This is a genomic window from Bacteroidia bacterium (genome assembly GCA_033391075.1).
GTDB lineage: Bacteria > Bacteroidota > Bacteroidia > J057 > J057 > JAWPMV01.
The window spans coordinates 5727615-5740226 of record JAWPMV010000001.1; the positions used below are offsets into that span (position 1 = coordinate 5727615).

The following is a 12612-nucleotide window of genomic DNA, read 5'->3' on the forward strand; positions in this document are numbered from 1 at the left end:
TTATTTCCCCCCCTAATTCAGAAACGATGAAAACTCAACTCCTTCTCTTTTGTGTCTTGCTTTCCTTCTTCATTAGTGCTTGTGTTGATGATAACATTCGCTTTGACGAGAGCACCTATTCCTATGAAGATTATTACCAGCTCAGGCAAGAACTGAATTTACCCGAACAGCCTTTCGACTACAATCTCAATCTCCCCCCTCATATCAGGAAACATGTAAAGGCCAGGCCTATTTCCAATAATATGGCTAGCCTGGGAAGGGTACTTTTTTATGATACCAATCTTTCCCAGAATGGCCGCGTTTCCTGTGCTTCTTGTCATAAGCAGGAATTAGCCTTTGCAGACAATCGCCCGTTTAGTCTGGGGTTTAATGGAGATCAAACGGCTCGCAATTCCATCGCTCTGGGTTCAGTACTTGGTTTTGCAGCTACTTATGGATCGAACAATTCGTCTCCAAGTCTGGAATTTGGGACAGCCTTCTTTTGGGATGAAAGGGCCCATAGTGCTTCAGAGCAAAGTTTACTTTCCATAACCGATAATGTGGAAATGGGCATGACGCATCAAAGCCTTGTCGAAGCTGTGAAAGCACGGGAAATCTACCAGATATTGTTTAAGACGGCTTTTCCTGCTAATGATTATGAGATTACTTCCACAAAGATCAGCCTGGCTCTTGAGGCCTTTATAGAGTCCATCGGGAGCTTCAATTCAAAGCTGGATCAAGCCATGGAAGATGCCGGAGCAGGCGCAACTTTTGAGAACGTACTTACAGGCCTTAGTTTTGATGAAAACAGGGGAAAAGCCTTGTATATAAATAACTGCCAATCCTGCCATGGTAATCAGTTTGAAGCTGCCAGAATACGTGTAGCCAATAATGGTCTTGATCTTGAGTATGAAGATAGAGGCGTAGGAGCAATTGTACGTGATGTAAATATGGATGGAGTATTCAAAGTACCCACTTTGCGCAATATCGCCCTAACTGCTCCATATATGCATGACGGGAGATTCGGGAGCTTGCAGGAAGTCCTGGATTTTTACAGTACAGATATCAAGGATCACCGCAATCTGGATGTTCGCTTGAAGAACCTGAATACCTCAAAGCCCCATAGATTTAATTTCACAGAAACTGAAAAAAGAGACATAATCCTCTTTCTCCTCACCCTTACGGATCAAAACTTTCTTTCAGAAGAAAAATACTCGGATCCTTTTAAGCGCTAATCAAAAAAGACAAAAACAAGAGGGGCAGCTTAAAAGCTGCCCCTAATCACAAATACATGCTAATGGCTTTATTTATTGACTTTCATGTCTAGTGAAAGGTCTTTGGCTGACTTTATCATCAACATTTGCATCCAGGTATCCGCGGTACTATTACTTCCTGCTGATCCATTGCCTCCCATGATTACAGAAGGTACGAAGGGCTGGTTGCTGGTAGAGAATGCATTGGCCCAGTTTTTCTGAACTTCGATGTAAGCCTCAAGCTTCTGCTCAAGAGATCCGTTGGCCTGGGCAGCAAGTCGCTTCCGCGCTGCATCCCCTTCTCCAATAAGAATCTGCTCTTTCTTGTAGAACTCTGCTGTTTCCAGGGCGAGTCTGGCTACATCACGCTTCTTTTCTGCTTCAGTTACCTCTCTTACCTTCTCCACTTCCATATTTGCACGAGCAGTTGCAGCTTCTGCTTTACCCTGAGCTTCTGCCTTGATGGCTTGCTGCTCAGCTTCACGAGCCTCTGCGATAGAGGTTTGTACGCGCATGATCGCATTCTGCTGCTCGGCGATCTGATTCTCAATGGTCTCGTCATAAGAAATATTATTCAGAGACAGGTTATAAAGATCAATTCCAAATTTGGATAAAGGAGACTCATCCTGACGCAATACCAATCCATCTTCTCCCACTACCAATTCTGTAATCGCAACAGTTTTTTCTTTACCAGAAAGTGGGTCAATTTCTTTTCGCTCAATTACGCGGGTCTTATAAACTCCCACTTTTGCCTGGTCTTCGATAAAAGAAAGCAAATCATTTCGCTTCTCTGCAGAAGATTGTTTAGAGGACATCAAGGGACCGGTCATGTATACCGCTTTTTCAATAACAGTACGTACCAACTCCTGATCCACTGCTTCCATAGAACCATACTTAAAATGGATATCGCGCATTTCCCTTTCAGACTGTGGCAACTCGTATCGGAATGTACCAGAAATACGTGCTTTACCACCATCATTGAAACGAATACCGATACTTTGGTCCTTCATACTTCCCTGATCACGGGCTCCTGAGAAAGAATATTCTTTCTCCTTATCATAGGTTGTTACTTTCCCAAAGCCCTGATACTTAAGGCCTTGATCAAAGTGAACGGTCAATTCCCCACTAATCGGCGCCTGAATCACACAGATCTTTCTGGCATCTACGTTTTCAAACAGACTTCCCGATATAGAGAAAACTGCAAATAATGAGAGTCCTAACAAGCCTAAAAAGACTTTTTTACGTAGTGTCATCGTAATAAAAATTAAGGGTGAATTTTAATAATTGTGTTGTGCTGTAGGCTGTTGTGCTTAGTTAAAAAATACGCTTGAAAATATTGTGTTTTGTGAACTTAATCATGTAGCAAGGGGAAATCATTTTCCTATCTTACCAAGCCTTGTTCTTTGAAGGCCCAAAGGAGTGCATATGCTTTTTCGCAATGCTTTGGGACGATATATTTTCGAGTGTGTTTCAAATGAATTTGATTTTTGATTGTTTACCCTAAGGAGAGGCTTTTGTATAATGAAGTTGGAATTTTTTCAAAAAATTTCAGCAATTTTCGGCCTTCAGAAGCATAATATGCTGATTTTAAGCTTCTTGTCATATTGACCAGATAAATAGATTTTCATGGCCAAAAGCCTTCTATATCCTTTTTTTGGACTTCTGCTCGCACTTTTGCTTGTGCTCTATCCTTTACTTGCACATCTCGCTTTTCTTCCTCCTAATATGGGCCTGGGATTTATAGGAATCAGCCTCTTTGTGATCCTGGCTGAGCTTAGTGGAAAGATCGATCGCCTCGGTGCTATAACAGGAGGCTTTATTGCTTTGTATATTTTTCTGGGAGCAGGCTTTCCAGGCTTGATTTTACTCCTGCTATTTTTTGCGCTGGGCTCCTTCGCTTCGCACTGGAAGCGCGCGGAAAAGGCCCAGGAAGGTTTGGAGCAAGAGAATAAAGGCAAACGTACCTATACAAATGCTTTGGCGAATGGAGGCGTAGCTGCCATTTGTGGCTACCTGGGATGGTTGATCCCCGAACAGGAACTGCTCTTTCAATATATGCTGGCTGCCAGTTTTGCTGCAGCCATGGCAGATACCCTTTCATCCGAACTGGGCAATATTTATGGGAGTCGTTATTGGAATATCTTGACCTGGAAGCCTGAAGAGAAAGGCAAAGATGGGGTCATCAGTTGGGAAGGCAGTCTGGCAGGAGTCGTGGGCGGCTTTATCGTCGCGATCATCTTTGCATTATTGACTGATTGGTCATTAGCTATTCTCTGGATAGGATTAGCCGGTATCCTGGGAGGGATATTTGATTCGGTCCTTGGCGCCACGGTAGAACGCAAAGGGTATATAGGAAATGGAATGGTAAATTTTTTGAATACAGCTTTCGCTGCTCTCCTGCTACTCTTCTTCTGATTCCTTTTTCCGGATCACAGGAATATCCGCTCCCGGCATTCCTTCCAGAGCAATTCTGTTTTTGGCCAGCTTAAAAGCAAACTCTATATCTCTACCAGCCCCAAGCGCATCATAAAAGCCTGTAGCAAAGGTAATGGCTGTTTCATCGGGCACAGCGGTATTCATCCCTATTACATAAGGAACATGCTTGATGATCTCATTGGCCTGTGCATCGGAATAACAAGCATTGAGGAATACACATTCTATATTTTCTCCGAACAACTCAAACAAGCCTCCCAGAGCAGTAGCTGCTACGATTTTGGCTTTGCCTTCATTATCCTCCAGCGCAATTCCCCCACTGTAACCTTCAAGCTTATCCTCGTCTTCATCTTCTTCCCAGGTCAAACTCCTGGTCCCACTTTCTGCTTCTGAAGACTCCTTTAGCAAAACCCCATGACCAGAAAAATGAATGATCTGGGGTTCTTCCTCCAACATGGCTCTGCTCAAATCCTTGGCCCGAACCGCAAAACGAGACTCCAATTCAAAACTGTCTCTATGTTCTGCCAGTTTTAAGCCTTCTTCTATATCTCTGAGTTCAGCGCCCAATCGAAGTTTACCGGTATCCGTGGGATTGGAAGCCAGAAAGAGGATCTTTCTGATCGGTGCAGCTTTCTCTTCTTCGTTCTCCTCCTCTTCTCCAAAATCTTTTTCCTTCCCAAAGTTTGAAACGATATCAAAAATCCCATGATCAATCCGGACCAATTCTGATCGGGCATCCGAACTGTCAGTAAAGCCTGAACTTACTTCTTCGTTTATCCTGTTAAAACGAGATTCTAAAACACTAATTGATCTCTGTTCTGCCTCCGAAAAAGCATCAATATTCTTTTCAAACACTTTAAAGGCTCTATTTGTGCGGCCTTTCTTCATGTGCTGCAAGATTTCGTCTAAGAAGGTTTCCATAAGGGTGAAAAATACACATTCTGCGGAATTATTCTATAAATGGAAGCAGTCTTTTCTTGTAAAAATCCTTTAAAGTAAGAATTAGCAAAGTGTTTTCTCTTCGGAGTTTTTCTTCTTTTTACATGCTTCCTTCTTTTCCTTAGATGAGATCCTTGATAAATTAATCAGGAAAGGAATCCAAAAACCACCCAACCCAATACCCAAGTGCGATGGCCCTGCAGAGCCCATCGGGAGCCGGGGCGGTATGCAGGGCTGGCTTTGGGCTCTGCGATTTTTGTTTCCATCTTTTTTAAAAAAGATGGAAACAACTCCTAAAAAAGATGGAAAACACCCCCAAACAATCGTATATTTTATAAGTCAGGTATGTAGAAGCTTCGTATCTTTTAAAATTTGCTATATTGGGATGATACGGAAACCCTAAAGCAATACGTTTAAGAAACTAAGTCCGTATCGCACACATACCACTATGTCTAAGGCCAAGAAATCGTCCGCGAAAGGGATGCAAGATGGGGATTGGAATGAAATCATAGGTTCCATCGAACGGGAAGAGTGTATACTCGTCCTCGGACCGGGTGCTATTGTAGATAAAAATGGCAAATGCCTGCAAGATCACCTCTGTGAACTCATTGCCGATAAGCTCGGAGAAAAAATTCCCGAAAGTCCTGATCGCCTTTTTCAACTTGCTGATCACCTGAGTAAAGAGAGGGGTTGGAGAAAATTGCTTTCGGATATGACAACCGAAGCGTATAATGTGGATGAGTATCATCCCATGTATCCACAATTGGCCCAAATTCCTTTCCACCTGATTATATCTACCTCTCCCGATCATTTGCTTACCAATACCTACAATGAATTTGGACTGTCCTATAATCTGGAGTATTTCAATTATAAAGAAAGACAAGAGCTACAAAACGAAGCCAGCGCTGCAGAACCGCTGATTTATAATCTTTTTGGGGAAACAGCAGATGATGATTCCCTGGTGCTTACTTTCGATAGTCTTTTTGACTTCATTTTTAGTATCCTCAGTCCTAAAGGTTTCCCTCTGAAACTTAAGGAGAAGGTTTTGGCCGCATCCAATTTCCTTTATTTAGGCTTTGACTTCGAAAGTTGGCCGCTGAAGATCCTGATGCGTTTGTTTGAGTCTCACAAAAAAGAGATTTCCTACGCCTACGCATGGAAAGAAAATACCCTCCGGCCAACGACCAAATCATTCTTTGAAAATAATTTCAAAATTGACTTTGTCAGCGATGAGGTTCCAGCTTTTATAGACGAACTCTACCAACGCTGCCAGGCAGAAAAACTGATCAAAGATCCTGCTGAGAGCGAAGCTCCTGTATCTGACTTCAAAAAAGTCGCAGAGCTACTCAAAAAGGGAGAGATTGTAGAAAGTATTGATTTCCTGGAAACCCATGCGGATGAAAATGATGATACAGATATGCTACGTTCTGTGATCAGTTTTTCCCGGCGATTCAATACCCTGGAAAGAGATAAGCAAAAAGGCATTCTGGATAAAGACGATGCAGATCTTGAAATGAATCGAATCGTTGATGGATTATTGGGACTGGCAGAAACTCTAAATACCTAATCTTTCATGGGAAAAGCATATAGATATCCGGGAGTAAAACCCTTTACGGAAAAAGAGGCTCACTTATTCTTTGGAAGAAAAGGAGACATCAGTCAATTGTCGCGATTTATCCGCACGGAAGATCTGGTTGTCCTGCATGGAAAATCAGGTTTGGGGAAAAGTTCGCTGATCAATGCAGGGATCTTACCCCTGGTTGAGCAACAGAAAAGCAATAGATACATTCCTTTACAAATCAGGCTTAGAAGTTACAATCCCAAAGTACCTCAGGATCTCTTTGAGATTTTTAACCAGGGCCTTGAACGAGAACAGAATTTCATAGACGATATTCCCACAAAAACCACCAGTGTGTGGCATGCCATGAAGAGCCGGGAATATTGCGACCTCGGAGATAAGCCTCCCAAATATTTATTGATCCTGGATCAGTTTGAAGAACTCTTCACCTATCCCCAGAAACAGTATATGGAGTTCGGGAAAGAATTGGCCAGTCTGTTCAATCGTCGTATGCCCAAGGAGTTTCGCAAACTCCTGAGACATGAGAAAATCGGAAATCCAGACTTTGAACAAAAACTCAAGGATGAAAAACTGGAAGACTGGATAGACCAACCCGTCGAGTTAAAAATACTCATCGCTATACGGACAGATAAATTCAATCTTCTGGATAAGTTTTCAGCCTTCCTCCCGGAAGTTTTGGTAAATGCTCAATTATTAGAGCCTTTCACCAAAAATCAGGCGAAAATGGCTATCCAGAATCCGGCAAAAATAGAGGGCAAATTTGACTCTCCGGCATTTAGCTTTGAAAAAACTGCCATCGACAAGGTTGTAGACTTTCTTGCCTCCGAAAGCAATGGGCAAGTAGAAGGATTTCAGCTTCAGATCATTTGCCGAAATATTGAGGAAAACATCATCAAATTTGATGAGGGCAAGGAGAATAAAGAGGCGCGGATGAGCATCAAAAAGCTCAAGGCAAAAAAAGGATCTCCTCAATATAATATAGAAAACGTCGAGGCTGACTTTGGAGATATTCTTCGAAGGTATTATGATGAACAGATTGCCACCCTTGAGAGCAAAGAACAAAAGCAGGCTCGAGAACTGATAGAAGATCAATTGATCGCTGATGACCGACGCGTGAGTTTGGACCAGGCCATCATTCAGAATTTTGTGAGTGAAGAGCTATTGGTAAAATTGGTGGATACCCGCCTGATTCGAAGAGAGCCCAACAATTTGGGAGGGTTTAGCTACGAAATCAGCCATGACACTTTATTGGCTCCAGTCTTGGAAGCCCGGGGAGAAAGGAGAAAAAAAGAACAACAAAAAGAAAGAAGGCAGAAAGCATTGGAAGCTGCCAGAAAACGGGAAGAAGAACTGGAAAGAGAGAAGGAAGAGCAGGAAAAAGAATTGGCGCAGGTGCGGGCTGAGCAGGCTGTAAAAGAAAAGGAAAGGGCTATCAAGGATAAGAAGACAGAGCGGCGTTTTAAATATATGCTGGGAGGTATTCTGCTTGTACTTGGCTTGTATAGTGTAGTCCTGTATTTACAAAACAGGACCATTTCGAACAGTGAAGCCCAGGTTGTTTTACAATCAAAAGTACTACAAGAAGAGTTTGGAGTTACTGCTGACCAACTCGATTCTTTGCAAAACTTTATCCAGAATCTGCCTGAAGATCAGATAGATGCCGCAACGGATAAAAGCAGACTGCAAGAGTTAAAATCCAGCATTGAGGCGAATCTGCCTGAAGATACCATTCAAACCCGCTATAAACTTTATATCAAATTCAATCGCCTCTTTGTGCAGAGTCATATCTTCCCAAGAAATGCGAATAAAATCCCCCCACAAAATGTTGAATTCCTGAGAAGAATCATCAATGTTTCGAATAAGTATCCTAAGATGGGAATCAACATTGAAGTGCATACCGATGATCGGGGAGATGCCAATAATAATGTAAAGATCAGTGCTTATCGGGCCAGCCATGTCGCAGATATTCTGATAGATAGCCTGCATGTAGATGCTGTGAAGATCAGTTTTACGAGTAAAGGGGAATCTGATCCCATTGTTCCCATTGCTCCAACTATGGGTTCCATGGAGCGAAACGAAGCCAGAAAAGAAAATCGGAGGGTAAATCTGGTATTTTTCCCGGAATAGAGAAAAAATGACTTCCTTGTATGCAGATTCGTTTAGCATACATATGAATAGCTTAAAAAATACCGGTATAGCATGCCTATGCTGTCTTCTGTTTTTCCCTTTGGACGGTCTTGGCCAAATTCTGGGTTCAGCTCCTAATGACCTGCCACGCTTCAGACCTCTTCATTATATCTGTTATAAAAGTAAAGCTCCACTTAAGATTGACGGCAAATTGGACGAAGCTTCCTGGCAGGAAGCTCAGTTCAGTCAGAAGTTTCTGGACATAGAAGGAACGAAAAAGCCTCAACCCCTTCAGGAAACCCGTGTAAAAATGCTCTGGGATGAAAATTATCTCTATTTCGGAGTGGAATTAAAAGAAACGGATCTTTGGGCGACCATCAAAAAAAGGGATTCTGTTATCTTCTATGACAATGATTTTGAGATTTTCATTGATCCGGATGGAGACACGCATAACTATTATGAATTTGAGGTCAATGCTTTTGGAACCGAATGGGATCTGCTTTTACCAAAACCATATAGAGATGGCGGTCCTGCTATAGATGCCTGGGACATTGTAGGAATGAAAGTAGGCATTCAACTCAATGGCAGTATTAATAACAATAGCGATCGCGATAGCAGTTGGGTGCTTGAGATCGCCATGCCCTGGAATATTTTGGAAGAATGTGCACCTGAAGGAAAACCTCCCTTTCACAAAGATCAATGGCGGATCAACTTCTCACGAGTTGAGTATTTATTGGATAAAGAAGGAGCAAGCTATAAAAAACGCATAGACCCAGCTAGCGAAAAGAGCTTCCCGGAATTCAATTGGGTTTGGTCCCCTCAAGGCAAGATCAATATGCATATGCCGGAGATGTGGGGCTTTGTTCAGTTTTCGAGGGAGAAAGTAGGCGAAGGTTTTGATCAGTTTCAATGGAATCGAGATGAAGACATCAAGTGGGCCTTGAGACAGGTATATTACAAACAAAAAGCCTTTAAAGAAGCGACCCAAAACTACAGTTCCAGCCTCGAGCAACTGGGATTGAGCAATATGACACTCAATGGGAAAAAGTTGACACCTTATATCGAAACTACCTCGGCTTCTTTTGTAGCGAGTCTGGGGAGTTCGGATGGAAACGGGATTTGGTACATCCGAGCCGATGGTAAAACCTGGAAGAAGTAGGGAGGAAAAAGCAGAACTAAAACACTCCAACACCAAAACGCTAATTTCATATGCGAGGGAAGTGTTGTAGTGTTATAGTGCGACAGTAAAACACCAATAACTGTGTCATCCCGAGCCCCGTAGAGGGACCTCAATTTTCCGCCACCTCTTCTCCATTGTAACAAAAAAAATATGGGAAAGGCAGAGGGAAAAACCTTAGGCAATCCTAAAATCAGGGTGACAGCTTTGCTTCAAATGTATACTCCGGGTAAAATTCCCTGAGCTTCTCCATCAGCTTCTCCCGATAGGGAGAATCCTTCTTCACAGCCAGCCCAAAATCCAGCAAGTCTGGATACCAGTCATAGTTCTGCTCGAAATAGGCTGCTTTCACCAGATAATAATTCAAAGCCGGATAATCATAATGAGGCATCCAGATCAAATCAGGCTCGTATTCTTTGAGCGAAAGTTCCATTTCCTCTGCATTCAATGCTTTACCATTCAGCGAACGGCTATTGTGTAGCCCAACTAAGCAAAGAATACGTTTATCGCTATGTTGTGATGAAAGAAAGCCATGCTCGCTAGCTGCAAAAACAAAATCTTTGTCCCCCGCCTCTTCCACCAATTCATTCATCAATTCTACCGCATACCATGCAAGAGAATCATTATCTGTTCGGGGAGGAAGTTCCAAATCAAAAGCTTCGGCCTGAGAAAGGGCTAGTTCTTTTTTCTGTTGAAAATAGGCCTTTCCCCCCCTATGCAAAAGAGCTATACTAAAGACTAAGCCCAGGAGGATCAAAACCACTCTGGTTGAATCTTTCTTTCCCCAGCCCCCTCCTTCTTTCATCCATCCATTTATCCCTACTCCTACAAAAGCGACTACAAAGGGCAAAGAGGGCAACAAGAGACGAGATTCAAATCCCATCACAGGAACTGTCCTCAGAAAATAGAGTTGGGTAAGGATAAAAGGCAAGATAAAGGCCCATCCTTTTGAGAAAATATTTGCCCGAAAATAGAACACCGAAGCCAAAAAGAAGGGAAGCGCATAGAGCATAAAATCTGCCAGGTACTGCCAGGTGTTCCAAAGGTCTATGCCCAGATAAGCCTCATAGAAAGCTCCATTTTTTACATAAAAGGGAATGGGAAGAACAGCTCCGAAATAGACATATTTGATGAGCATGTCTCCGATCATCAGGAAGGCAAAGAATCCACAGAAAAGGAAGAGGTCTTTCCACTTATTCCCATACATAAAGAGGAGCGGAAATAAAGCAGCATAGAGTCCATTATCTGGTCGTACGAAAAAAGTGAAGTAAGCTGCAATTGCGAGTATGAGGATATTTTTTAGGTCTTTTTTCCGGTCATAGAGATATGCGGCATAAATCAATAATGCATTGCTCATCAGGGACATCATGGTATCCATGCCCGTCAGATTTCTACGCATCAGAGGATTTAATAAAATCAATAGTAGAATTCCCAGACTAATCTCCCATCTGAAGGGATTTCCTTTGTCCAGAATAAGAAAATTACTTTTATGGATGAAAAGCAGGGCAAGCAGAAAATAGATTACCGACTGCAAGACGAGGAGATTTTCCTGGCTAAAGAAAGTCGCTAACCCTGTTTTGATCAGGAGGTAATTGGAAAAAACATAGCCCGTACTGGTACAACCATAAGCGGCTTCATCTGCATTCCATCCAAAAACGCCATGCTCTGCAAGATTATAGGCATAGCGGATGAACATGAAAGCATCATCAAAAAAGATATCTCGACTGAGGTAGAGAAAAGAAATAAATAGGCTCAGTCCTACTACAGAAATTCCCAGCAAATAGCGCACAACCTTCTGTATTGGCAATCCAGCTATTTCCCGGGAAGTCTTTTGCATGGGCTAATTCTTGGGCTTTGTTTCTGAGCGGATCAAATTAGCCAATCCTCTTTTGAATTCCCTCTTTATTTAGGCGAAATCTTATTTCTCCATGGCCGCCCGAATTTTATCTCTGGCCTCTATTAAAGAAGGCTCTTCGGGATTGAGTTCGATGGCCTTTGTGATTTCTCGCTCAGCGGCATCCAGTTGTTTTTGCATAAAGAGGGACTTGGCCAGCATCGCACGTAACCTCCAGGATTGAGGGATCAGTTCTTTGGCATAATTGATAAGGGCAATCGCCATTTCATGCTTTTCCTCATTTTGTAGCTTATCTGCTGCTTCAAATAATTGCTGGTTCCAAAGCATGGCCTGCGGCAGAGACTCCAGTTCTTTGAGGGCTTCTCTTAGCTCATCCTGGGATTTATAGTCTGCGAGTGCATGGCAAATCTCTTTGCTTCTCTCATAGGCATGTGCATATTCCTCGTATTCAGCGGTCTCTGTAAAGAGACTTTTCAATTGTACCTTATCCCCTTTTTTCAAGAGATCATCCAGGGAAAGTTCGAGCCGTTCTTTGTAATTGTGAAAGAGATAGAGGTAAACTTTCTTTTCCTCCAGATCATAAATATTGGAATACTGAGTTCCTCCCCAAATTCCTTCCTGATGCATGGCTTCCAGGACTGATTCTCCATATTCAATCGAATACTCCAGGCCTTCACTCATGATCTTATCTCCTGCTGCATATCGATGGCAAACTTTATGGAAGTCCGATTTGGCAGTTGAAGATTGATAAAAATTGGTAGTGATGTGGTAATCGCCTGTAGCGTGCACATAATCATCTCCCTCTACGACCAAAGATGCACCCGTTCTATCGACAAACATCAATTGTGCGTTCTCCATGAAACTCAAATCGTATTGTTTCATGATCTCCTCCACTTCAGCTACTGTCGTACAGCTGCCCATAATCTTGCGGATAAGCTTTGCTGGATTTGTCGATTTTTTCCCATCAACATCATTTACTTTTCTAGCTTCCATGGCAAAACCATCGAAGACCAGTCCCGCTTCATTCATTCCTCCCTGGGCAAAGAAGTTTCCAAAACCAAAAAACACACTGCCGTATTTCCCGCTTTTATCCGTCCACATCCAGGTATCGGGATCAAAATAATCTTCATTATTTCCGACCAGGGTCTTGCCATCCACCTGAAAGCTAAACATGCTACAAGCCAGGCTTTGTCCACAAAGCGCACAAATTAGAATAAGGCTGATTATGTATTTCATATCAAAGAGGTGATTATTTGTTAGAGAAGGTTTT

9 protein-coding genes are annotated in these 12612 nt (G+C 42.5%); 5 read left to right on the top strand and 4 right to left on the bottom strand.

Translation table 11 applies throughout. The features are described from left to right. Positions 1–26 precede the first annotated feature (26 nt). Positions 27–1214 carry a cytochrome c peroxidase gene (locus tag R8P61_22800; protein MDW3649919.1) on the top strand — a complete coding sequence of 396 codons (1188 nt, stop codon included), beginning with the start codon at positions 27–29 and terminating at the stop codon, positions 1212–1214. 68 nt (positions 1215–1282) lie between these two features. Here R8P61_22800 and R8P61_22805 read toward each other — a convergent pair whose 3' ends face one another. Beyond that, on the bottom strand, positions 1283–2485 hold the full coding sequence (locus R8P61_22805; GenBank protein MDW3649920.1) for an SPFH domain-containing protein: 1203 nt from the start codon (positions 2483–2485) through the stop codon (positions 1283–1285). A gap of 373 nt (positions 2486–2858) precedes the next feature. On the opposite strand from R8P61_22805, the gene R8P61_22810 reads away from it, so the two are divergent. Beyond that, positions 2859–3647: a DUF92 domain-containing protein gene (locus tag R8P61_22810; GenBank protein ID MDW3649921.1), complete on the top strand. Its 789-nt coding sequence runs from the start codon at positions 2859–2861 to the stop codon at positions 3645–3647. On the opposite strand, the gene R8P61_22815 is transcribed toward R8P61_22810, so the two are convergent. Next, on the bottom strand, positions 3633–4586 hold the full coding sequence (locus R8P61_22815) for a CHAT domain-containing protein (GenBank protein ID MDW3649922.1): 954 nt from the start codon (positions 4584–4586) through the stop codon (positions 3633–3635). The two genes, R8P61_22810 and R8P61_22815, sit on opposite strands and share 15 nt — an antisense overlap. Before the next feature lie 466 nt (positions 4587–5052). Between R8P61_22815 and R8P61_22820 the strand changes: the two genes are divergently transcribed. Genes R8P61_22820 through R8P61_22830 form a run of 3 tightly spaced genes read left to right on the top strand, consistent with a single transcriptional unit; the run spans position 5053 to position 9469 of the window. After that, on the top strand, positions 5053–6171 hold the full coding sequence (locus R8P61_22820) for an SIR2 family protein (GenBank protein ID MDW3649923.1): 1119 nt from the start codon (positions 5053–5055) through the stop codon (positions 6169–6171). Positions 6172–6177: 6 nt separating this feature from the next. After that, entirely contained in the window at positions 6178–8310 is a 2133-nt protein-coding gene (locus R8P61_22825) for an OmpA family protein (protein ID MDW3649924.1), read from the top strand. Between the two features lie 43 nt (positions 8311–8353). Next, the gene (locus R8P61_22830) at positions 8354–9469 is read left to right on the top strand and encodes a carbohydrate-binding family 9-like protein (protein MDW3649925.1); all 1116 of its coding nucleotides are present in this window, start codon (positions 8354–8356) and stop codon (positions 9467–9469) included. A 211-nt stretch (positions 9470–9680) separates the two neighbouring features. Here the strand turns inward: R8P61_22830 and R8P61_22835 are convergent, their stop codons facing one another. Together R8P61_22835 and R8P61_22840 are read right to left on the bottom strand one after the other, a co-directional pair. Beyond that, positions 9681–11324, bottom strand: a complete 1644-nt coding sequence (locus R8P61_22835; GenBank protein ID MDW3649926.1) for a hypothetical protein — start codon at positions 11322–11324, stop codon at positions 9681–9683. Positions 11325–11405: 81 nt separating this feature from the next. Further along, entirely contained in the window at positions 11406–12578 is a 1173-nt protein-coding gene (locus tag R8P61_22840) for a linear amide C-N hydrolase (protein ID MDW3649927.1), read from the bottom strand. Positions 12579–12612 lie beyond the last annotated feature (34 nt).